Origin of the sequence: Microbispora corallina, assembly GCF_016863035.1 — a bacterium.
Classification (GTDB): Bacteria; Actinomycetota; Actinomycetes; order Streptosporangiales; family Streptosporangiaceae; genus Microbispora; species Microbispora corallina.
This window is the reverse complement of record NZ_BOOC01000030.1, coordinates 150120-169916: the sequence shown is the minus strand read 5'-3', so window position 1 is coordinate 169916 and position 19797 is coordinate 150120. Positions and strand designations below refer to the sequence as shown.

The following is a 19797-nucleotide window of genomic DNA, read 5'->3' as shown; positions in this document are numbered from 1 at the left end:
GCTCACGGGGTCGGCCGGGCCGACTGGCCCTGGGCTCTGCAGGTCGCCCTGGCCCGGTCGTAGTCGGGGTCGGTCTGCTCCTCCGGGAGCGAGAACCGGCCGTCCGGATCCGGATCGGGGAAGTCCTCCACCCCGTGGGCCCGCATGCAGCGGGAGTAGTCGAGGCCTCCCGCCCGCTTGCGCGCCTGCTCGTCCGCCGGCAGCACGGGGCGGTACGACGTGCACGCCTCCTGCGCGCGGTCCAGCACATCGGCGTCCACGCCGCCCTTGTCGACCAGGCCGCGGTCGACGCCGTAGATCCGCACACTGCCGCCGTTCACCTCGGGGTCGCGTAGCGGCACGCCGTGCTGCCGCATGCACCGCGCGTACCTGACGGCCTGCTCCACCAGGCTCAGGCTGGACGTGGGACGCGGCGTCGCGGCGCCGCCGAGTGAGGCCACGCCCTTCCCGTCGTCCGGCGCGGCGCAGGCGGCCGCCGTGACCAGCGCGAGGGCCGGCAGGCAGGCGACCAGGATCCTTCTCATCGACAATCTCCTCTGGTCCGATGGGCTCCAGTGGAGCAGCGGGCCCGCAACGGCACCGTCACAGTGCCTGTAACACCGGTGTTATGCCTGTTGGCCGAGACTCTGAGCCGGGAGGACGTCAGGTGCGAGTGCTGCTGATCGAGGACGAGGCGCTGCTGGCCGAACAGGTCGCCGACGGGCTGCGGGACCACGGCATGGCGGTCGACCTCGCGGCCGACGGGGTCGAGGGACTGCACAAGGCAGGCGCGAACCGCTACGACGTGGTCGTGCTCGACCGCGACCTGCCGCTCGTCCACGGCGACCAGGTCTGCACCGCGCTGGCCGCCGGCGGCGGCGACGCCCGGATCCTCATGCTGACCGCGGCGGGGGAGGCGGCGGACCGGGTGGCCGGCCTGAGCCTGGGCGCCGACGACTACCTGCCCAAGCCGTTCGTCTTCGAGGAACTGGTGCTGCGGATACGCGCACTGGCCCGACGGGCCAACAACGCCCCGCGCGTCCTGCGGCGCGCCGGCCTGACGTTCGACACCGCCCGGCGGGTGGTCACCCGCGACGGCCGCGTCATCCCGCTCACCACGAAGGAGCTGGCCGTGCTGGAGATCCTCATGGGCGCCGACGGCCGTGTGGTCAGCGCCGAGGACCTGCTGGAACGGGCCTGGGACGAGCACACGGACCCGTTCACCGCCACCGTACGGGTCACCATCGCCCGGGTGCGGCGCAAGCTGGGCGACCCGCCGCTGATCGAGACCGTCGTCGGAGCGGGGTACCGGCTGTGAGGCCGATCCTGCGGCACCCGTCGATACGGCTCCGGCTGGCCCTGGTATACACGGCCGTGCTCGTGACGACCTGCGCGGCGCTCCTCGGGCTCAACTACGCGCTGCTCTACCACAGCCTCTACACCAACATCCACGGCCCCAGCCAGGCCGAGATGGAGGCGGTGGCCGACGACCCGCCCCCGGGGGACGGGTGGCTGGTGGACGAGAAGCTCAAAAGCATGCGGGGCGACCAGGCCGAGGTCGCGCGGCTCCGCACCGCCACGCTGCTGAACACGGCCGGGACCTCGGCGATCGCACTGGCGATCACCGCGATGGCGGGGTTCGGCGTCTCGTGGGTCGTCGCCGGCCGGATGCTCCGGCCCTTGCGGACGCTCACCGCCACCACCCGGCGGATCTCGCAGGACCGGCTGCACGAGCGCGTCGCGCTCACCGGGCCCGACGACGAGATCAAGGAGCTGGCCGACACCTTCGACGAGATGGTGGCCAGGCTGGAGGCGTCGTTCGCCGGCCAGCGGAGGTTCGTCGCCGACGCCTCGCACGAGCTGCGCACCCCGCTCGCGATCGTCCGTACGGGCGCCGAGGTGCTGCTGGCCAAGCGGGAGAGCACGATCGCGCAGTGGGAGGCCATGGGCAGGCGCACACTGACTGCGACCGGCCGCGCCGAACGCCTCCTCGACGGCCTGCTGGCCCTGGCCCGCAGCGACAGCGGCGTCATCGCGCACGAGCCGCACGACCTGGCGGTCGCCGCGGCCGGCGCGCTGGGCGAGGCGGACGGGGAGGCCGAAACCGCGGGGCTGTCGGCGACCTCCGACCTGCGCCCCGCCCCGGTCACCGGCGACCCGGTCCTGCTCGACCGCCTCGTGCGCAACCTGGTCGACAACGCGATCCGGCACAACCGCCCGGGCGGCTGGGTCGAGGTGGTCACCGGCCACCGCGACGGTACGGCGGTCGTCACGGTCCGCAACAGCGGCGACGTCGTCCCCGCCGCGGAGGTCGACCGGCTGTTCGAGCCGTTCCAGCGGCTCGCGTCCGGCCGTACGGCGTCGCGCGGATCGGCCGGCCTCGGCCTCGCCATCGTCCGGTCGATCGTGCGCGTGCACGACGGCACGGTCACGGCCGCGCCGAACGCCGGGGGCGGCCTGGCCGTCACCGTCACGCTCCCCGCGGCTGATGCGGGAGGCCTGGAGTGAGGTCCTCCTGAGAACGGCTCCGGACACCCGAAGGGCCGGGGCGGTGGTGTCCGCCCCGGCCCGGGTGGGCGCCGATCAGGAGTTCGGCGTCTTGACCGGCTCGTGGGGGTCGCGGGCCGTCTTGTCCTTCGGCTGGCCACCGGCCGTCTTGTCCTCCGGCCGCGCGGGGCCACCGGTCGGCTTGGTCGGCGGGCCGGGGTCGCCCGTGGGCGGCGAGACCACCTGGTCGGCGGGCGGGGCGGTGACCGTCACCGGGGTCCCGTAGTCGCCGATCTCCATCACGTCACGGGCGCCGTCGTCGAAGGTGACGTCCAGGCGCCGTACCCGGCCCTGGTCGTCCACCTCGACGGTGCCCGACGCCCCCACAGGCGCGCGGGCGCCTTCGGGTGCGTCGGACGGTCCCGGGCTCGTCAGGGAGAATCCGAACCGCTGACCCGTCCAGCCTTGGCCGGAGGCCGCGCCGTCCTCGTGGACGTCGGTGGCCGAACGGAGTTGCTGGAGAGCCGCCTGCGGGTCCAGCGGGGCGAGCTTGACCAGGTCCTGCGGGGCGAACCCGGCCTGGACGGCGGGCGTCGGCGCGCCCGGCTTCTGCTCCTCGCGGCGCGGCTGGACCTCCCACTTAACCTGGTCGCCCCACTTCGCCTCGTCGCGTCGCTTGATGTACATCAGGTCGCCCAGGAAGCGGGTCTCGGACGCGCCCCCCGTCTCGGCGATGAAACCGACGCCCCGGGTGGGATCGACGGCGCCGTCCCACGTACGGTCGCCCTCCTGAAGGTGGACTCGGTAGCTCTGCGTGCTGGTGGTGTCGACCGCGGCGGTCACCTGGGCCTGCGCCGAGACCTGGCTCCCGGGCAGCGCCGTGACGACCACGCTCGCGAGGGCGGCGACGCCCAGCGCGGCGAGCGACGGGACCAGGACCCGCCTGGGCCGGCGCGTGATCGACGGCATGGGATCGATGCCCGCGGGCCGGTCCTCGGTGGCCCTGACGAGCAGGGTGCGAAGGTGGTTCTCGTCCATCAACGGCTCCTCGTGTCGGTGTCTCACCGGATCCCACTCCCTTCCTCCTCGGTTCGGTTGACCGCGAGATCGGGCGAGATCAGCCGCCGCATCGCCCGCAGCCCGCGGTGCGTGTGGGACTTGACCGTCCCCACCGAGCAGCCCATCAGGTCGGCGACCTCCATCTCGGACAGGTCGGCGAAGAACCGCAGCACCAGCGCGGTCCGCTGCCGCGCGGGCAGCTTCGCCAGCGCGTTCCGGACGTCCTCGGCCACCGCCCGCGTCTCTCCCGGGTCGCCCTGGCCCGGGAAATCGGGCAGCTCGGCGCGGGGGATCTCTCTGCGCCACCGGGCCCGCCACCAGGATCGGTGGGTGTTGACCAGGATGCGCCGCAGGTACGCGTCGGGGTCGCTGCCGGTGTCCAGCCGATGCCACACCCGGTGCAACTTGCCGAGACTCGCCTGCACCAGGTCCTCGGCCGCGTGCCAGTCTCCGGTGAGCAGCACGGCCGTTCTCAGATGGTGGTCGCCCCGGCGCCGTACGAACTCCACGAAATCCGCGTCCACCCGGTCTCCTCTCGTCGGCGAAAGCCACCTCCGACACTCCCTGAGTCCCGTATCAGGTTGACGAGAAGGCGGGAATCTCGGGGAGAACTATGGTTCCGGCCCAGCTGTCCCCTGACGGCGATCAGGCCGGCGACTCGTTCCGCTTCAGCTGCTCGGCCACGGCCGCCAGCAGTTCGTCGGACAGTTCGCGGTCGTCCACGGCCCGCGCCATGAGCGCGGCGCCGACCAGGGCGCTGAGGGTGAGCATCGCGTCGGCCCGGCCCTTCGCGGGATCCGGCTGCGCCGAGGCCGGAAAACCGGTGGCGTCGGACGCCGTGACAGGAGTGGATTTGGGCGACCGATCACAGCCGTGGCCTGAACACCGCTTTCCGTACGGACCTGGCCGAGGCCGCCGTCAACGTGCTGACGGGTGACGGGCACCTGGGCCGCGCGTACGACTTCACCGGGCCGCTGTGGACCCATCCGCAGGTGGCCGAGGCGCTGAACGTGCCCTACCGGGAGGTGCCGGACGCCGGACCCGGGCCCATGAGCTGGATCAACGCCCAGGTGCGGGCGGGCGCGCTCGAACGGCAGACCCCCGATCTGGAACGGGTGCTCGGCAGGCCCGCCGAGACCGTCATCTCTCACCTCCTGGCCCGTCCCGCATGTGTGAGGGCCTCCTGAGCCGTCCCCGACCGGACGGTACGACGGCCCTTCTCGTCAGTGCCCGGAGGGAGTGTCCGCCAGGATGCGTTCCAGGGTCCGCCGGCCCGTCCGGCTCATGACGGGATTGGTGTCGAGGTAGTACCACGGGAGCCCCATCGCCTGTACGAAGGCCCACGCCTTGCCTCGTTCCCATTCGAGGTCGTCGCAGCCGAGGTCGAGGCGGAGCACCCGCCGGGGCCCTGCCCCGAGCAGATGCCAGGCGCCCACGAGATCCAGAGCGGGGTCGGCCGGCCCGAAGCCGCCCACGTCGAGGATCCCGGCCAGCCGGCCGTCGGACACGAGCACGTTGCCGGGGATGAGATCGCCGTGGGTCATCACGTCGTCGGCCGTACGCGGGAGGCTCCGGAGGTCCTCCCAGATCCGGCGGAGCCGCCGAACGTCCAGGAGCCGTTCACTGCGCTCGAAACAGGTCTCCATCCAGGCGTCGTGGGATCGGAGGTCGCCTCCCCGGCCGTGGCCCGCGAACGTGCGGCCGCGCGTGTCGATCGAACGGAGGTCGCCGATGAGAGCGGCCAGGTCGTGGGCGAACGCGACCGACTCGCCGGGGTCCTCGTCGGTGGCCACGACGCCGGGCAGCCACGTCTGCACCGACCACGGGAGCGGGTATCCCGCGCCGGGCTCCCCGAGCGCGACCGGCTCGGGCGTCGGGAAACGGGTACGACCGGCCAGCTCGCGGGCGGCCTCCGCTTCCGCCTCCAGCCAGCGGCGCGTGGAGCCGGCCTGTGCGGGCTGAAGCGGGAACCGCGCTGTGAGGCGGTCGCCGACGCGGAAGATGGCGTTCACCGTCCCCCAGGAGGCGAGGCCCGTGACGGGCAGGCCCCGCCACTCGGGGAACTGCTCGTCCACCAGTGCGCGCACCGTCTCCGGTGACACCGTCAGCTGGCCCGCGTGCATCGTCACGCCGGGCAGCCTCGCGCGTCGCGCTACGCCCGGGCAACGGATTTTCAGGTCAAAGGTACTATGCGTACCCTATTAGGGTACTGTTCGTACTCTAAGGTACCTGTCACGGGGGAGACCTCATGCGCGTGTTCGGCATCACCTACGACGTCGGCTTCTCCACCTGCGGGACGACCACCCACGAGCCGTTCGACCCCGGCGTCGTACGGCGCGAGATGCGGATCATCCGCGAGGACCTGCGCTGCGACGCGGTCCGCATCACCGGGGCCGACCCCGACCGCCTGGAGATCGCGGCTCGTCACGCCGCGGCGGCCGGGCTGGAGGTCTGGTACTCCCCGTTCACGAATGGGCTCACGTCCGACGAGCTTTTGGCTCTGCTCGCCGGCGCGGCCGAGCGTGCCGAACGGCTCCGTCAGGAGGGCGCCTCCGTGGTGTTCCTCACCGGCTCCGAGATCAGCCTGTTCACCGGCGGCTTCATCCCCGGGGACACGCACGTGGAGCGGCTTCGCGAGTTGGCCGACCCCGAGCGCAGGGCCGTCACGCTCGGCGAGGCGCGGGCGCGCGTCAACGCCTTCCTCGCCCGGGCCGTCACCGAGGTGCGGCGGCGGTTCGGGGGCCCGGTCGGTTACGCCTCACTGCCGATGGAGGGCGTGGACTGGACCCCGTTCGACGTGATCGCCACCGACGCCGGCTACTACGACGCGACCACCGGGCCGGGCTTCCGCGCAGGGGTGCGCGCGCAGGCCACGCAGGGAAAGACGTTCGCGGTCACCGAGTTCGGATGCGCCCCCTACGCCGGCGCGGGCGACCGCGCGTCCCGCGGCGACCAGATCGTCGACTTCGACGAGCGCGCACGCCCGGTCCGCCTCACCGAGACGGTGGTGCGGGACGAAGACGAACAGGCCGGTTACCTGCGGAGACTCCTTGAGATCTACGACGAGGAGGGGGTCGACGCGGCCTTCGTCTACACCTTCGCCCGCCGTGACCTGCCGACCTCATCCGACCCGGAACGTGACTTCGACGTGGCCGGCTACGGCGTCGTGAAGGTCCTCGGACAGGGCCGCACGGGAACGGCGTACCCGGGGTTGCCGTGGGAGCCCAAGGCCGCCTTCCATGCCCTCGCCGAGTACGGGCGTGCGCGGGCCGCCCGCCCCCTGGACACGGGTCACGCCGACGCCGCCCGGTAGACGTGGCCGGACCGCTGCGCCAGGCTACGAGCATGCGATCTCGCTCGGCCGCCATGTGGTGGGGTGCCGCCATCGAAGCGCCGGACCCCGGTGCCCTGGCCCGGTTCTACTCGGAGTTGCTCGACTGGCCGATCGGCCACGAAGAGCAGGGAACGGTGGTCCTCGCCGCTCCCCAGGGGAGTATCTATCTGGTGTTCCAGCAGGCCGATGACTACGAGGCCCCCGTCTGGCCGCCGGTCGACGGGCGGCAGCGCCCGATGATGCACTTCGACTTCCAGGTCGGCGATCTCGACTCCGCCGTCGCCGACGCGACGGCACTGGGCGCCTCGCTGGCCGCGGACCAACCTCAGGAGAACGTGCGCGTGCTCCTCGACCCGGCCGGGCACCCCTTCTGCCTCTGCCTGGACGAGGGCTAGGGCGGCGTCGCGGACGTCTCGATTCGCCTCGCGTGCAGCGCCTGGTCACTCGTTCAGCGCGAGCGACCGGGTTACCAACTGGTGCAGGTACGTTCGGAACCGCCGCAGGTATTCGACGTTGGCGGGCCCGTGAACCTCGCCGCTCGCGCTGACCATGCCGCCTACCACGAACCCGCGGACACACCAAATGATCGTCTCCAGGGTCATGTCGACGTCCGCGCCGGGTCCGGCCGCTCTGCGGAACGCCTGCTTCACCGAGTCTCGAAGCGGCTTGAGGTAGAGCCCCTCGAGTCCGGTGATGTCGGCGGCGTCGGACAGCCATCGGTGTATCCACAGCTCGGGGACCTCGGGGTGGTCGGTGTAGAAGTCGAGAAACCGGTCCACCACCAGGAGGACGCCCGCCCGGTCGGGCGTGAACTCGGTGAACGCCGTGTTGAACATCGCCTGCGTCGCGAGGTAGTGGCGGCGCATCACCGTCAGGTAGAGCTCGCGTTTGCCGCCGACGAGGTCGGTGACGGTGTCGATGTCGAGCCCGGCGGCGTCGGCGATCATCTGGACCGGGGTGCCGTCGTACCCGAGGGACGCGAAGAGGTGGGTGGCCTTCTCGATGACGCGTTGCCGCGCCGTGTCCGACTCGGGCCCGCCTTCGCCAACCCCTCCCATGGCCATCACGGTAGTCGCGCCGCTGCCGCAAACGCCCGTGATGTTCCGTTCCTATTCCGCTGGATAGCGAAACATTAGGGAGGATTGCGGCATTGAGCAGCGCTCCCTGCCCCCTGGCCTCTGCATCAGCGTGCGCCGGCGCAGGACGCTGGGCGGGTCACCGCAGGAGTGCGCCGGCGCGCTGCTGGAGGGTCACCGCGAGTCCCGCTCGGCCGCCTCCGCGATGCGCTTGATCCTGGCCAGGCGCCGATCCCACTCGGCGGCCAGTGCTGCCATCCAGCGGGCCGTCGCGTCCAGCGCCGCGGAGCGCACCGAGTAGCGGACCTCGCGTCCGACCTTCGTGCTGTCGACCAGCCCGGCCGCGTCGAGGACGGCGAGGTGCTTGACCACGGCCTGGCGTGAGACCGGCAGCCCGACGGCGAGCGTCGTGGCGGTGGCCTGACCGTGTTCGGAGAGCAGGTCCAACAGGTGACGGCGGGTCGGATCGGCCAGGGCGGCGAGGACGCCGTCGACGACATCGGCGCCCATGGCACGTCGGTCCATCACCGTAGATTACTGAGCGCGGGCGGCGAGCGCGGCGAGGCAGTGGTCCCAGCCCGCGGTGTGGTCCTTGATCACATTGCTGCGGTTCTCGTCGGACGTCGGCAGGGCCGCGAACCCGCTCTCCACGACGCGCAGCCGGGTGCCGTCGCCCTCGGGCGTCAGGGTGAACTCCACGAGGGTCGAGTTCTCCTCGCGCAGTTCCTCACCGGGGAACGCGCTGACCCACCGGTATGCCACGTAGGTCGGCGGATCGACCTTCTCCACGCGCACCGGGAAGTCGCCGTGCTCCGAGTGCCGGGCCACCAGGGACTCGCCTTGGGTGGCCACCGTGCCGTGCGTGGCCTCGTCGTCGGTCGCCCAGAACCCGGGCTCCGCCACCAGTGGCCAGACCTTTTCGGGCGCTGCCGCGATCAGGATCTCGCGCTCGATGCGGTTGTCGATCATCGGTACTCCTCCGTCTTCCGTTCCAGCTGTTGTGCAACTCCAGAGTTGCACAACTGTCCCCAATGATGCAACCCTCAGGTTGCATTTGTCTCGATCGCGCTGCTACTCCCGAACGGGACCGGTCGGCGTCCGCTGCGGGGCAGGATGATCAGATGACGGTGAAGAGCGGCACGCGGTGGAATCACAACATCCATTACCACTCCCGCATCCTGGGCGCGGTCCCCGCAGGCGCTCGGCGCGCCCTCGACGTCGGCTGCGGTGAGGGCATGCTCGCCCGCGAACTCCGGCGAGCCGTGCCGTACGTCGCCGGCATCGACCTCGACGCGCCCAGCATCGACCAAGCCCGTAAACATCCGGACGACGTCGACTACGTCCTCGGTGATTTCCTCACCCACCCCTTCGGACCCGGCTCGTTCGACGTCATCGCGTCGGTGGCCGCCCTGCACCACATGGACGCCGCCGCCGGGCTGGCCCGCATGCGCGACCTGCTGCGTCCCGGAGGCGTCCTGGCCGTCGTCGGCCTGGCCCGCAGCACCATGCCAGCCGACCTGCCGCGTGACCTGGCCGGCGTCGTCGTCGGCACTCTCCATCGCGTCGTGAAGGGCCACTGGGAGCATCCGTCCCCCATCGTGTGGCCGCCGCCGGTCACGTACCCGCAGATGCGGGCGCTCGCCGCCGAACTCCTGCCGGGCTCCCGGTTCCGCCGTCACCTCCTGCTGCGGTACAGCCTCATCTGGCGGAAACCGCAGGGCTGAGCCCCGCGTACGGGATCGATCGTGACTCATCACGCAGGCGGTCGGCGGGTTCGAACGCGGTCACCTGGGGGCTGCCGGCCGCCTTCATCGCGCACGACCTGGAAGAACTGGTCACCATGTCGTCCTACAGCAGGCGGCAGGTACGGCGGCTGAAGGAGCGCCACCCGCGGGTGTCCGACCGGGTGTGGTCGGCGCTGGAGATGGACGGGACCCACGTCGCCGCGGCCATCGCCCTGATGGGCGCCGTCTGGGCCGAGAGGATCTGGTGGGCGAGACCGGAACGCGTGAGCTGGTGTCCAACGCCGCGCTGTTCCCCGTGGCCATCCTGGGCGTGCACGGCGCCGCCCGCGGGATCAGGCTGCTGGCACGCCGAGCCGCGCGCCACCGCTGAGCCTCCGAAGACATCACGGCACGGGTGCGGTGAAACCGCCAGGTCAGCGGTGAAACCAGCGTGAAGCCGCGGTGAAGCCGACGACGCGGACGCTCTCCTTGTACGCCGGGAGGTACCCGGCGGAGAGAGGAGACGCGTCATGGCGGACCTCAGTGCCGTCCGGGCCGACAGTCTGGTCAAGAAGTTCGGAGACTTCCGGGCCGTGGACGGCATCGACCTCCATGTACGGCAGGGCGAGATCTTCGGGGTCCTCGGCCCCAACGGAGCGGGGAAGACCACCATGCTCCGGATGCTCGCCACCCTGCTCCCCATCGACGGCGGCCGTGCGGAGATCTTCGGCGTCGACGTCCGGCGGGAGCCCCACCGCATCCGGCAGTTGGTGGGCGTCACCGGCCAGTACGCCTCGGTGGACGAGGACCTGACCGCCAGGGAGAACCTCTGGCTGTTCGCCCGCCTGCAGGGCCTGGCGAGCAGCCGGGCCAAAATCATCGCCGCCGACCTGCTCGAACGCTTCGACCTCCAGGAGGCGGCCGACCGTCCCCTGTCCCAGTTCAGCGGCGGCATGCGCCGCCGTCTGGACCTGGCGTCCAGCCTGATCACCCGCCCGCCTCTGATCTTCCTGGACGAGCCCACCACCGGCCTCGACCCGAGGACCCGGGGTCAGATGTGGGACACCATCCGTGAGCTGGTCACCGACGGCTCCACGATCCTCCTCACGACCCAGTACCTGGACGAGGCCGACCAGCTCGCCGACCGCGTGGCCGTGATCGACCGAGGCCGGAAGGTCGCCGAGGACACCCCCGACGCCCTGAAGACCCAGGTCGGCGACGCGACCCTGCAACTCGGCCTCGCGGACGGCGCCGACACCGCTCTGGCGGCGAACGTCGTCCGCCGGCTGCTGGGTGAGGACCCGGTCCTGAGCCCGGAATCGGGACGCCTGAACATCCCCCTCCCCGACCCCGACCGGGCCGCGGACGTCCTGATCGGCCTGCGGGAAGCAGGCCTCGGCATCTCCTCGGTGAGCGTCGCCAAGCCGACGCTGGACGAGGTCTTCCTGGCGCTGACCGGCCACGGCGCCGACGAACCGCAGATGGAGAACGCCCGATGACCACGAAGACTCTGACCCCGACCACCCTCAATCCCCAGCGGATCGACCCGTCCGCCGCGGTCGCCCGCACCACGTCCCACAGCCTGATTCAGGACACCTGGGTCCAGATCCTGGCCATGGCGTGGCGCGCCCTGAAGAAGATGCGCCGCAAGCCCGAGCAGTTCTTCGACGTCCTCATCCAGCCCCTGCTGTTCACGGCGATGTTCGCGTTCATCTTCGGCGGCGCGATCTCCGGCAGCGTGTCGAACTACCTGCCCGTACTGATCCCCGGCATCCTCGCCCAGACGGCCCTCACCGTTTGCATGGCGACAGGCGTGCAGCTGCGTGAGGACATGGACAAGGGGGTCTTCGACCGCTTCAAGTCCCTGCCGATCGCCCGGATCGCTCCGCTGGCCGGCCCGATGATCGCCGACCTGATCCGGTACGGCATCGCGTCGGTGCTGACGCTCCTCACCGGCCTGCTGATCGGTTACCGCCCCGGCGGTGGCGTGTTCGGCAGCATCGCCGGCGTCGCGCTGACCGTGGTCGCCGGCTGGTCGCTGGCGTGGATCTTCACCTGGCTGGGCACGATGGCGCGTTCGGCGCAGAGCGTCCAGGGCATCTCGATGATGATCATGTTCCCGCTCACCTTCCTGTCCAACGCCTTCGTCCCCGCCGAGACGCTGCCCGGTTGGCTGGAGGCGTTCGTGAAGGTCAACCCGGTGTCGCACGTCGTCTCCGCGGTGCGGGACCTGCTCAACCACGGGGCCGTGACGGCGGAGGTCGGCTGGGCGGTCATCGGCTGCGCGGCCGTCGTCGTGATCTTCGCTCCACTGGCGGTCCGCTCGTACTCGCGCAAGATGTAGGCGGCTTCAGACCACGCGCTCCAGGACGGTACGGGCCTCGGCCAGCAGGTCGGGGCCGCGTCGTTCGCCGTATTCGGCCTCGATCCTGGACATGACGCCGGGGGCGATGCGTTCGGCGTCCGCGGACAGCACCGACCACTGCATCGTGGGAATGAATCGGTTGTAGGCGAACCGCTCGGCGAGCACGAGGAGCCGGACCGCGTCCTCGGCGGGCATCGCCCCCTTTCGCAGCCCCCAGGTGCTCAGCGCGGCGAGCACCATCCCCATCACCGGGAAGTCCTTCGGCGTGCGGCCCCGGTCGAACACGGTCACGACTTTGGTCCGCACCGCCTCGAAGAACTCCGCGCCGTCGTCGCCCTCGCCGTACTGCGCGAACGCCGAAAGCGCGACGATCTCGCCCAGGATGGCCCACGCTGTCGGGCCTTCCGGCCCGCCCGGGATGCGGAGGTTCCGAAGCGCCTCCGCGGTCTCGCGGTGCCGCCGCAGTCCCTCGGCGATGTCGCCGTCGGCGAGGGCCAGCTGGGCTCTGCCGGCGGCGAGCGACAGGACCTCCCCGTAGGTGCCCTGGGAGGCGAGCGCCTCCAGCTCGTCGATCAGCCGTGCGGCCTCGTCGCGGCGGCCGTCGGCCAGCGCCGCCATGGCGAGGGTGCCGCGGATCTGGATGGCGTCGTCCACCGCCCCGAGGCGTTCGAGCGCCGGGAGCGCCTCGGTGGCGTGCCTGGTGGCCGACGCGGAGTCACCGAGGTGGGCGTGAAGGCCGGACAGCTGGGCGTGCAGCACCGCCCGGTGCCAGGGGCCGCCGTCGTCGCCGACGAGTTCGAGGGCGGCTTGCGCCGCTTCGATCGCGCCGACCGGGTCGCCGGCGTTCTCCCGGCCGTGGCTCAGCCAGTGCAGCGCGATCCGGCGGACCAGCGGGTCGGGATCGTCGGCCAGCTTGTCCAGGCCGCGCTCGGTGTCCGACACCGTGGTGAGCAGGGCGGTCACCAGCGCCCGGACGGCCGGCGTCGCCGAGTCGGCGCCCAGTTCGGACAGCAGCCGCGCCAGAGTCCCCGACTCGTCCCAGGAGACCATGACGGTGTTGAACAGCGCGATGCTCACGGCCAGCCGGGCACGGTCGAGGAGCCGGGGCGGCGGTACCCAGCCGTCCAGGACGGCGGCGACGGCCGGGGCGAGGACGATGGCGCGCGGGTGGTCTCCGCAGATCGTCCAGTAGCCGCCCAGCGCGGAGAACAGCACCACGACCGCGTCCGGGTCGGGGTCGGTGAGGGCCTCACGCAGAATGTCGGCGAGATTCGTCTCCTCAGGACGCAGCCGGTCCATCGCGTCCACCTGCTCGGGCGAGTACAGCCGGGCGCCCTGCCGCTGGGCGTAACCGACCGCCCATGCCCGTACGGCGGCCCGCGCCTCGGCGGTCTCGCCGGCCGAGTCCAGCCGCATCCGGCCGAACTCGCGCACCGTCTCGAGCATGCGGTAACGGACCGCGCCGGCTGTCTCCACGACGGTGAGCAGGGACTGCTCCACGAGCTCCTCGACGTCGCCGAGAGCGTCGTCGCCGAGCACGTCCTCCGCCGCGTCGAGGGCGAAGCCGTCGGGGAAGGCCGAGAGGAGACGGAGGGCCCGGCGCTCCCGCTCGCCGAGGAGGTTCCAGGACCAGTCGATCACCGCCAGCAGCGTCTGGTGGCGGGAGGGCGCGCTCCGGTCGCCGCCGCGCAGCAGCGAGAACCTGTCCTCAAGCCGCCGGGCGATCTCGACCGGCGACATCACCCGCACCTTCGCGGCGGCCAGTTCGATCGCGAGCGGCAGGCCGTCCAGGCGGGCCACGACGGCGCGCACGTCGTCCTCGTCGAGGTGCACACCGGGCCGGGCCGCGGTCGCGCGGTCGCGGAACAGCTCGACGGCGTCACCGGTCCCCAGCTGGGGCAGCGGATAGACGCGTTCGGCGGCGATCGCCAGTGGCGAGCGGGTCGTGGTGAGGACCCGCAGCTCCCGTGTGGTCGCGGTCAGATAGGCGACCAGGTCGGCGACCGCCTCCACCAGGTGCTCGCAGTTGTCGAGCACCAGCAGGGTCGGGGCCAGATCGAGCTGCTGGGCGATACGGGCACGGACGTCGGCGCGCTGCTGCGGGGTGAGCGTGCGGCGTCCGGTCACCGAGTTGCGGACGCCGAGCGCCGACCCGACCTCGCCGACCAGGTCCTCGGGCGCGGTCACGCCGACCAGTTCGACGAAGTGCACCACCGGCTGCGGGGCCTCCCGGGCGACGGCGTGGGCGAGCCGGGTCTTGCCGAGGCCGCCCGGGCCGAGGATCGAGACCACCCGGGAGGTGGACAGCAGCGCCCGTACCAGTCGGAGATCGTCGTCGCGGCCGAGCAGCAGGGTGGTGTCGAAGCGCACACCGGCGCGTACAGGGCTGTCGAGCGCCAGCAGCTCACGGTGGACCCGCCGCAGCTCAGGGCCGACATCGGCGCCGATCCGGTCGCGCAGGCCCGACCGGTAGCGCTCGAAGCGGTCGAGCGCGGCCCCGGTTCCGCGCACCGCCGCCTCGCTGTGCAGGAGGTCGGCGAGCAGGCCCTCGTCCTCGGGGCGGACGCGCGCGGCCTCCTCGAGCTCGGGCAGGGCGGGGTCGTGGTCGCCGCTCCGGCTCCGGGCCCGGGCGAGCACGACGCGCGCGGACGCCAGGTCGCGTTCGGCGCGGCGCCGCACCTCCGCCAGCGGGCCGTCGCCCTCGGGCGGCAGCGCTCCGGCGCCCAGCGTGAGCGCCTCCTGCGCCGCCGCGGCCGCAGCGGCCGGATTCTCGGCGAGCAGCGCCCGCGCCCGGCTCGCCAACCCGTGCAGTCGACCGGCGTCGACATGGTCGGGCGGAACCTCGAGCCGGTAGCCGCCCCCCTCCGTGACCAGCGCCTCCGGCCCCACGACCGATCTGGTCCTGGACACCAGGACCTGCAGCGCCTTCGCCGGGTTGGCCGGTTCGCTGTCCGCCCACACCTCCGCGACGAGCCGGTCCGCGTTCACGGTCCGGGACGCGAGCGTGAGGGCCGCGAGCAGCGCCTGAGCCCTCTCTCCGACCACCGGCTGCCCCTGCCACCGCACACCGTCGAGCAGGGTCAGGTGGATCGGCATGGCGCAAGTCTAGGCTTCGCCGAGGCGCCCACCCGTTCTGTGCCGTGACCCGCACGGCGCCCGGTGTGCGGCCCGTCGGTGGCCCCGCCCTCGGCTCGGGAGGACGGAGCCCCAACCGTCACGACCTTTTTCACTGGGAGGACTCGCGGTTGAACAGCCGCTTCGACCAGACGTACCCGCCGAGCGCGATGACGGCGCACCAGGCGAGCGCGATCCACCCGTTGTTCCCGATGGGCTTGTCCATCAGCAGGCCGCGCAGGGTTTCGATGATCGGGGTGAACGGCTGATACTCGGCGAACCAGCGCAGACCGGCCGGCATGGAGTCGGTGGGGACGAACCCGCTGCCGAGGAAGGGCAGCAGCACAAGCGGCATGGGCAGGTTGCTCGCGGTCTCGACGCTCCTGCTCACCTGGCCGAGCGCGACGGACAACCAGACGAGCGCGAAGGTCACCACCATCAGGAAACCGGCCGTGGCCAGCCACCCGCCCAGACCGGCCGTGGGCCGGAACCCGACCAGCAACGCCACGCCGGTAACGATCGCCAGGCTGAACATCGCCTGGATCAGGCTGCCCAGGACGTGCCCGGTCAGCACCGAGACTCGGGCGATGTGCATGGTGCGGAACCGGGCGACGATGCCTTCGGTCATGTCCATGGCGATCGAGATCGCGGTCCCCTGGACCGTGGCCGTCACGGTCATCAGGATGATCGCCGGCGCCACGTAGTTGGCGTACGCGGCGCGCCCGGCGACCGCGCCGCCGTGCACCGGCCCGCCGAGCCCGGCGCCCAACGTGCCGCCGAACACGTAGACGAACAGCAGCAGGAAGACGACGGGCATCCCGACGAGCATCACGGTCATCGAGGGGTACCGCAGCATGCGCCTGAGGTTGCGGCGCAGCATCGTCACCGAGTCGCGCAGCGGGTGGAAACGGAGGTCTGCCGGAGCCGGGACGGCGAGGGCGTCAGCGCTCATCGTGGTGTCACCTTCTCATTGGTGGGGGCGCCGGTGAGGGCGAGGAAGACGTCGTCGAGATCGGGGGTGTGCACGGACAGTTCGTCGACCTCGACGGCCCGGTCGTCGAGCCGGCCGATCAGGGTCTTCAGCGCGCGCAGGCTGCCGTCGCTCGGCACCCGCAGGGCGAGCGCGTCGCTCTCCCTGGAGGCCTGGCCCCCCAGCACCCGCATGGCCGCGTCGAGTCCCTGCGAATCGGCGAACCGCAGGCGAACGTGCCCACCGGGGATGCGGCGCTTCAGCTCCTCCGCGGTTCCCTCGGCTACCACCCGGCCGTGGTCGAGGACCGCGATCCGGTCGGCCAGCTCGTCGGCCTCCTCCAGGTACTGCGTGGTCAGGAAGACGGTGACGCCACCCGCCACCAGGTCCCGGATGATCTGCCACATGTTCCGGCGGCTGCGCGGGTCCAGCCCGGTGGTCGGCTCGTCGAGGAAGATCACTTGCGGGCTGCCGACCAGGGTCATCGCCAGGTCGAGCCGCCGCCGCATGCCCCCCGAGTACGTCGACGCCGGCTTCCTGCCCGCCTCGGTCAGGTCGAACCGGTCGAGCAACTGGGCGGCGCGCCGCCGGCCCTCTTCCCGGCCCAGGTGGTGCAGGGCCGCCATCAGCAGCAGGTTCTCCTCGCCGGTGAGCAGGTTGTCCACCGCGGAGAACTGACCGGTGACGCCGATCGCGGCGCGCACCGCGTCTGGTTCGCGCGCGAGGTCGTGCCCGGCGACGTGGACGTCACCGGCGTCGGCACGGATCAACGTGGAGAGGATCTTGACCGTGGTGGTCTTCCCGGCGCCGTTCGCGCCGAGCAGGGAGAAGACCGTTCCCCGTCGCACGTCCAGGTCGAGCCCGTCGAGCACGACCTGGTCGCCGAACGATTTCCGCAGCCCTGTCGCGCTGATCGCCGGCCGGGATTGGTTGAACGTCATGGTTTCCCTTTCTCCAGGACCGGAAGCGGATCAGGAACGGCGGATGGTGATGTCGCCGTAGGAGGTGCGGCCGTGCACCTCGACGGTCTCGTCGGCCTCCTCGGGCCGGGCGGCACTCTCCAGCAGGTTGCGCACGTGCCCGAAGGCGGTGTTCACCTCCAGCCAGGCGGCGGTGCCCTGGGCGATGCCGACCTCCAGGTCGCCCATGGCGGTCCCGAGCACGACCGAGCCGCGGACCACCTCGCCGAGGCGGATGCTGCCGTTGGCCGTCTTCGCGTCGACCCCGGCGCCGGCCCGCTCGACGTGGATGTCGCCGTTGGCCGCGCGCACCCGGACGTCGCCGGTGACCGCGTCGATCGTGATGTCGCCATTTGAGTTCTTGACCACCGCGGCGCCCTCGACCTCGCCGATCTGGACCTTGCCGGAGCCGGTGGAGATCTCGGCGTCGCCCGCGATGCCGTCGGCGGTGACGTGACCGGCCGACGTGTCCAGTCGCAGCGGGCCGGTCCGTTCGAGCCGGAAGTTCCCCGCGGAGGTCTTGAGCCTGCACTCCCCGAGCCGGCCGGCGCAGCGGAGGTCGCCCACCTGCATCTCGGCGGACACCTGGGAACCGCTGGGCAGTTCGACGGTCACGGCGACCGACCTGGTCTTGTGGGAGAAGTCGAAGACGCGCGCCTTCGGGCCGGTGACCCGGAGCACGCCGTCGGCGTAGTCGACACGGACCTGCTGAGCGGCCTTCACGTCGGATTCGTCGGCCTCGTCGCTCGGGCGGACCTCGACGACGGTGTCGGCCCGGTCGCTCGCGGTGATCCGGACGTCGCCGGCGCCGAGTTCGAGCGTGACGGAAATGGGTCCAGGCGTCTCGTAATTGGGCATGGTTGTCTCCGCATCAGGGGTAGGTGAGCCGTCCCCGCAGGTCGGGGACAGGGGGAGAGGAGAGAGCGTGCGGCGCTAGCGCACCCAGCCGGTGAAGCTCTGCCTGGCCCGTTTCCCGCCGCCGCGGGACTCTGGACGCTGATCGCGATCGGACCGCTGCAACGCGGCGGCGGCCGCCCGGACCAGCCACGCGTTGACCGAGCGCCCCTCCTTGGCCGCGGCCTCCTCGATCGCGGCCTTGAGCTGCTCGGGCAGGCGTACGTTGATCCGCGCGGCGGGCCCGTCCTCGGCGATCGGCAGATCGCCGTCCGGCGCGCCGCCGGTCGTCGCCGCGGCGTCCTGCGCCGCGAGCTCGAGCGGCTCGGCGGGTGGCGAGGTCACGACGAAGTTCGGATCGCGTCCGCGCAGGCGCAGCTCCACCGAACCCGGAGCCAGGTCTCGGGTGATCTCGTCGGCGGCGGCCGACAGCGTCTCCAGCAGCGTCATCCGGATCGCCGACTCCAGCGACCCGGTCAGGCGCTCGACCAGTGCGCGCGCCTCCTCACCGCCGGCTTCGGCAAGCGTGGCGAACTCGCGGCCGAGGTTGCTCACATACGAGGTCAAGTCCATGGTGCCAATATGGCACATTGATGGCACACAGACAAGCCATCATGGCTCAGCTTGGGTGTCATATGTGGCACCACTTGGTGTGCCGGACGAAAGAGCGCAGGTCGCGGGTGGGCGGCTGTACGTGACCCGTGCGGGCGGGGCCGCGGATCAGCCGTGCAGGGTGCGTACGGCGAGCATCGCCAGCCAGGCCCAGCCGATGGTGACCGAGACGCGCTGGATCAGCCCGCCCCGATCGACCAGGCCTTCCCTCTGGGCGAAGGCGGCGCTCGCCAGCACCATCGTCCCCGCGAACAGGACACCGCTCGCGATCGAGTAGATCGCCCATCCGGGAGTGCCCGACCAGGCGAACACGAAGCAGGCCGCGGCCAGGGCCACGAAGCCGGCCAGCGACAACAGGTCGTGGAGGACTCCCTGTCGCGTGCTGTGCTGGGGCAGGTCGGGAGTCCCGGGAGGAAAGCCGCTCACCGGATCCGTACGGAAGATCCCCGCGCACAGCAGGGCGATCGCCCACGCGCCGACCAGCAGCGCGCCCCAATGTGAGGGTCCGGCACGCCAGAGGCCCACGGCGAAGGCCAGGGACAGCAGGCCCCCGACGAAGAAGTTGACGGTCTGGGTCCATCCGTGGTCGCCGAGCGCGAGCGAGCTGACCGGATGGCGCAGCACCTTGTAGTGGGCACGGGTGGCGCCCTCGACGAGGTACGCGACGGTGAAGAGGGGGCCGGCGACCAGCCCGCAGACGAGCAGCAGTCGATCAGTCATGATGTCAATCTAGGTTGACGCCTATAGCGTGTCAACCTAAATTGACAGGACTGTACATCTGACCTGCTCGTCCGCATATCGTCATGGTGTGACGACGACAGTAGAACTCACCAGGTTCCGCGTCTCTCCTGAGCGTGCGACCGACCTCGTTGCCGCCCGTGCCGGGATGATCGCGGACTTTCAGGCCGACCGGGACGGATTCCTGGGCGCCACGCTGGTCCAGCTGTCCGACGGCGAATGGCTGGACATCGTGGAGTGGCGCTCGCCGGCCGATTTCGCGGCCTCCCGCGCCAAGGGCGGCAATCTGCCCGGTATCCAGGCCTTCTTCGCCCTGATCGACGAAGTCGTCTCCATGGAGGAGGGGACATCGCGATGACCCGCCCTGTACGGCGGGACGGTCCAGGAGCCCGGCGTTAGGAGCTACCGTGTGGCCCGGGTCGGGATGTGCTTCCCGACCTGGGCCTTTGGGTGTGGAGCGCGAAGTGGCCGCGGGTGGGCGATGAT

Annotated in this window: 24 protein-coding genes and 1 pseudogene; 11 read left to right on the top strand and 14 right to left on the bottom strand. The window is 71.5% G+C overall.

Annotation, left to right across the window (positions count from 1 at the left end; genetic code table 11):
• Positions 1–2: 2 nt before the first annotated feature.
• The gene (locus tag Mco01_RS26995; protein WP_204059658.1) at positions 3–524 is read right to left on the bottom strand and encodes a hypothetical protein; all 522 of its coding nucleotides are present in this window, start codon (positions 522–524) and stop codon (positions 3–5) included.
• Positions 525–646: 122 nt separating this feature from the next.
• Here Mco01_RS26995 and Mco01_RS26990 point away from each other — a divergent pair, with 122 nt between their 5' ends.
• Complete coding sequence (locus Mco01_RS26990) at positions 647–1297, top strand: response regulator transcription factor (protein ID WP_036328856.1); 651 nt, start codon at positions 647–649, stop codon at positions 1295–1297.
• Positions 1294–2487, top strand: coding sequence for a sensor histidine kinase (locus tag Mco01_RS26985; RefSeq protein ID WP_204059657.1), 1194 nt, complete (start codon positions 1294–1296; stop codon positions 2485–2487). The genes Mco01_RS26990 and Mco01_RS26985 overlap by 4 nt, the downstream gene beginning before the upstream one ends.
• Before the next feature lie 75 nt (positions 2488–2562).
• Here Mco01_RS26985 and Mco01_RS26980 read toward each other — a convergent pair whose 3' ends face one another.
• The 3 genes from Mco01_RS26980 to Mco01_RS39890 all read right to left on the bottom strand — a co-directional run bounded on the left by Mco01_RS26980 (position 2563) and on the right by Mco01_RS39890 (position 4296).
• Positions 2563–3504 carry a hypothetical protein gene (locus Mco01_RS26980; RefSeq protein ID WP_204059656.1) on the bottom strand — a complete coding sequence of 314 codons (942 nt, stop codon included), beginning with the start codon at positions 3502–3504 and terminating at the stop codon, positions 2563–2565.
• A 23-nt stretch (positions 3505–3527) separates the two neighbouring features.
• Positions 3528–4049 carry a SigE family RNA polymerase sigma factor gene (locus Mco01_RS26975; RefSeq protein WP_204059655.1) on the bottom strand — a complete coding sequence of 174 codons (522 nt, stop codon included), beginning with the start codon at positions 4047–4049 and terminating at the stop codon, positions 3528–3530.
• A 121-nt stretch (positions 4050–4170) separates the two neighbouring features.
• Positions 4171–4296, bottom strand: coding sequence for a hypothetical protein (locus Mco01_RS39890; RefSeq protein WP_275410580.1), 126 nt, complete (start codon positions 4294–4296; stop codon positions 4171–4173).
• Between the two features lie 152 nt (positions 4297–4448).
• Between Mco01_RS39890 and Mco01_RS26970 the strand changes: the two genes are divergently transcribed.
• Positions 4449–4712: a Rossmann-fold NAD(P)-binding domain-containing protein gene (locus Mco01_RS26970; RefSeq protein ID WP_204059654.1), complete on the top strand. Its 264-nt coding sequence runs from the start codon at positions 4449–4451 to the stop codon at positions 4710–4712.
• A 36-nt stretch (positions 4713–4748) separates the two neighbouring features.
• Here Mco01_RS26970 and Mco01_RS26965 read toward each other — a convergent pair whose 3' ends face one another.
• The gene (locus Mco01_RS26965; protein WP_239103942.1) at positions 4749–5648 is read right to left on the bottom strand and encodes an aminoglycoside phosphotransferase family protein; all 900 of its coding nucleotides are present in this window, start codon (positions 5646–5648) and stop codon (positions 4749–4751) included.
• Between the two features lie 125 nt (positions 5649–5773).
• Here Mco01_RS26965 and Mco01_RS26960 point away from each other — a divergent pair, with 125 nt between their 5' ends.
• Positions 5774–6838, top strand: coding sequence for a glycoside hydrolase family 113 protein (locus Mco01_RS26960; RefSeq protein ID WP_204059652.1), 1065 nt, complete (start codon positions 5774–5776; stop codon positions 6836–6838).
• Between the two features lie 32 nt (positions 6839–6870).
• The gene (locus Mco01_RS26955; protein ID WP_239103939.1) at positions 6871–7254 is read left to right on the top strand and encodes a VOC family protein; all 384 of its coding nucleotides are present in this window, start codon (positions 6871–6873) and stop codon (positions 7252–7254) included.
• A 45-nt stretch (positions 7255–7299) separates the two neighbouring features.
• Here Mco01_RS26955 and Mco01_RS26950 read toward each other — a convergent pair whose 3' ends face one another.
• The 3 genes from Mco01_RS26950 to Mco01_RS26940 all read right to left on the bottom strand — a co-directional run bounded on the left by Mco01_RS26950 (position 7300) and on the right by Mco01_RS26940 (position 8904).
• Positions 7300–7917, bottom strand: coding sequence for a TetR/AcrR family transcriptional regulator (locus Mco01_RS26950; RefSeq protein WP_204059651.1), 618 nt, complete (start codon positions 7915–7917; stop codon positions 7300–7302).
• A 192-nt stretch (positions 7918–8109) separates the two neighbouring features.
• Positions 8110–8460 carry an ArsR/SmtB family transcription factor gene (locus Mco01_RS26945; RefSeq protein WP_239103938.1) on the bottom strand — a complete coding sequence of 117 codons (351 nt, stop codon included), beginning with the start codon at positions 8458–8460 and terminating at the stop codon, positions 8110–8112.
• A 9-nt stretch (positions 8461–8469) separates the two neighbouring features.
• Positions 8470–8904, bottom strand: coding sequence for an SRPBCC domain-containing protein (locus Mco01_RS26940; protein ID WP_204059650.1), 435 nt, complete (start codon positions 8902–8904; stop codon positions 8470–8472).
• A 152-nt stretch (positions 8905–9056) separates the two neighbouring features.
• Between Mco01_RS26940 and Mco01_RS26935 the strand changes: the two genes are divergently transcribed.
• From Mco01_RS26935 to Mco01_RS26925, 5 genes and pseudogenes are all read left to right on the top strand, one after another.
• The gene (locus tag Mco01_RS26935) at positions 9057–9659 is read left to right on the top strand and encodes a class I SAM-dependent methyltransferase (RefSeq protein ID WP_204059649.1); all 603 of its coding nucleotides are present in this window, start codon (positions 9057–9059) and stop codon (positions 9657–9659) included.
• Positions 9638–9901, top strand: a pseudogene (locus Mco01_RS40265) (HXXEE domain-containing protein); the annotation flags it as partial. The gene Mco01_RS26935 and the pseudogene Mco01_RS40265, both read left to right, overlap by 22 nt.
• 23 nt (positions 9902–9924) lie before the next feature.
• Positions 9925–10050 (top strand): hypothetical protein, encoded by a 126-nt coding sequence (locus Mco01_RS39885; RefSeq protein WP_275410579.1) that lies wholly within the window; start codon positions 9925–9927, stop codon positions 10048–10050.
• 139 nt (positions 10051–10189) lie between these two features.
• Positions 10190–11158 (top strand): ATP-binding cassette domain-containing protein, encoded by a 969-nt coding sequence (locus tag Mco01_RS26930; RefSeq protein ID WP_204059648.1) that lies wholly within the window; start codon positions 10190–10192, stop codon positions 11156–11158.
• On the top strand, positions 11155–12003 hold the full coding sequence (locus Mco01_RS26925) for an ABC transporter permease (RefSeq protein ID WP_204059647.1): 849 nt from the start codon (positions 11155–11157) through the stop codon (positions 12001–12003). The genes Mco01_RS26930 and Mco01_RS26925 overlap by 4 nt, the downstream gene beginning before the upstream one ends.
• Before the next feature lie 6 nt (positions 12004–12009).
• Here Mco01_RS26925 and Mco01_RS26920 read toward each other — a convergent pair whose 3' ends face one another.
• From Mco01_RS26920 to Mco01_RS26895, 6 genes are all read right to left on the bottom strand, one after another.
• Entirely contained in the window at positions 12010–15120 is a 3111-nt protein-coding gene (locus Mco01_RS26920; protein ID WP_204059646.1) for an ATP-binding protein, read from the bottom strand.
• A 130-nt stretch (positions 15121–15250) separates the two neighbouring features.
• Positions 15251–16090, bottom strand: a complete 840-nt coding sequence (locus Mco01_RS26915) for an ABC transporter permease (protein WP_204059645.1) — start codon at positions 16088–16090, stop codon at positions 15251–15253.
• On the bottom strand, positions 16087–17049 hold the full coding sequence (locus Mco01_RS26910; protein ID WP_204059644.1) for an ATP-binding cassette domain-containing protein: 963 nt from the start codon (positions 17047–17049) through the stop codon (positions 16087–16089). The genes Mco01_RS26915 and Mco01_RS26910 overlap by 4 nt, the downstream gene beginning before the upstream one ends.
• A 30-nt stretch (positions 17050–17079) precedes the next feature.
• Complete coding sequence (locus Mco01_RS26905) at positions 17080–17925, bottom strand: DUF4097 family beta strand repeat-containing protein (protein ID WP_204059643.1); 846 nt, start codon at positions 17923–17925, stop codon at positions 17080–17082.
• 75 nt (positions 17926–18000) lie between these two features.
• Positions 18001–18534 (bottom strand): YlcI/YnfO family protein, encoded by a 534-nt coding sequence (locus Mco01_RS26900; RefSeq protein ID WP_204059642.1) that lies wholly within the window; start codon positions 18532–18534, stop codon positions 18001–18003.
• A gap of 147 nt (positions 18535–18681) precedes the next feature.
• Entirely contained in the window at positions 18682–19293 is a 612-nt protein-coding gene (locus Mco01_RS26895) for a DUF998 domain-containing protein (RefSeq protein ID WP_204059641.1), read from the bottom strand.
• A gap of 88 nt (positions 19294–19381) precedes the next feature.
• Here Mco01_RS26895 and Mco01_RS26890 point away from each other — a divergent pair, with 88 nt between their 5' ends.
• Complete coding sequence (locus tag Mco01_RS26890) at positions 19382–19669, top strand: antibiotic biosynthesis monooxygenase family protein (RefSeq protein WP_204059640.1); 288 nt, start codon at positions 19382–19384, stop codon at positions 19667–19669.
• Positions 19670–19797: the final 128 nt, after the last annotated feature.

What these genes read in the sequence shown, in the direction of transcription:
- Mco01_RS26905 (WP_204059643.1), bottom strand. Translation starts at nt 17,925, where the DNA reads ATGCCCAATTACGAGACGCCTGGACCCATTTCCGTCACGCTCGAACTC.
- Mco01_RS26910 (WP_204059644.1), bottom strand. Translation starts at nt 17,049, where the DNA reads ATGACGTTCAACCAATCCCGGCCGGCGATCAGCGCGACAGGGCTGCGG.
- Mco01_RS26895 (WP_204059641.1), bottom strand. Translation starts at nt 19,293, where the DNA reads ATGACTGATCGACTGCTGCTCGTCTGCGGGCTGGTCGCCGGCCCCCTC.
- Mco01_RS26995 (WP_204059658.1), bottom strand. Translation starts at nt 524, where the DNA reads ATGAGAAGGATCCTGGTCGCCTGCCTGCCGGCCCTCGCGCTGGTCACG.
- Mco01_RS26920 (WP_204059646.1), bottom strand. Translation starts at nt 15,120, where the DNA reads ATGCCGATCCACCTGACCCTGCTCGACGGTGTGCGGTGGCAGGGGCAG.
- Mco01_RS26955 (WP_239103939.1), top strand. Translation starts at nt 6,871, where the DNA reads ATGCGATCTCGCTCGGCCGCCATGTGGTGGGGTGCCGCCATCGAAGCG.
- Mco01_RS26945 (WP_239103938.1), bottom strand. Translation starts at nt 8,460, where the DNA reads ATGGACCGACGTGCCATGGGCGCCGATGTCGTCGACGGCGTCCTCGCC.
- Mco01_RS39890 (WP_275410580.1), bottom strand. Translation starts at nt 4,296, where the DNA reads ATGCTCACCCTCAGCGCCCTGGTCGGCGCCGCGCTCATGGCGCGGGCC.
- Mco01_RS26935 (WP_204059649.1), top strand. Translation starts at nt 9,057, where the DNA reads ATGACGGTGAAGAGCGGCACGCGGTGGAATCACAACATCCATTACCAC.
- Mco01_RS26965 (WP_239103942.1), bottom strand. Translation starts at nt 5,648, where the DNA reads ATGCACGCGGGCCAGCTGACGGTGTCACCGGAGACGGTGCGCGCACTG.
- Mco01_RS26950 (WP_204059651.1), bottom strand. Translation starts at nt 7,917, where the DNA reads ATGGGAGGGGTTGGCGAAGGCGGGCCCGAGTCGGACACGGCGCGGCAA.
- Mco01_RS26960 (WP_204059652.1), top strand. Translation starts at nt 5,774, where the DNA reads ATGCGCGTGTTCGGCATCACCTACGACGTCGGCTTCTCCACCTGCGGG.
- Mco01_RS26925 (WP_204059647.1), top strand. Translation starts at nt 11,155, where the DNA reads ATGACCACGAAGACTCTGACCCCGACCACCCTCAATCCCCAGCGGATC.
- Mco01_RS26930 (WP_204059648.1), top strand. Translation starts at nt 10,190, where the DNA reads ATGGCGGACCTCAGTGCCGTCCGGGCCGACAGTCTGGTCAAGAAGTTC.
- Mco01_RS26980 (WP_204059656.1), bottom strand. Translation starts at nt 3,504, where the DNA reads ATGGACGAGAACCACCTTCGCACCCTGCTCGTCAGGGCCACCGAGGAC.
- Mco01_RS26940 (WP_204059650.1), bottom strand. Translation starts at nt 8,904, where the DNA reads ATGATCGACAACCGCATCGAGCGCGAGATCCTGATCGCGGCAGCGCCC.
- Mco01_RS26900 (WP_204059642.1), bottom strand. Translation starts at nt 18,534, where the DNA reads ATGGACTTGACCTCGTATGTGAGCAACCTCGGCCGCGAGTTCGCCACG.
- Mco01_RS26915 (WP_204059645.1), bottom strand. Translation starts at nt 16,090, where the DNA reads ATGAGCGCTGACGCCCTCGCCGTCCCGGCTCCGGCAGACCTCCGTTTC.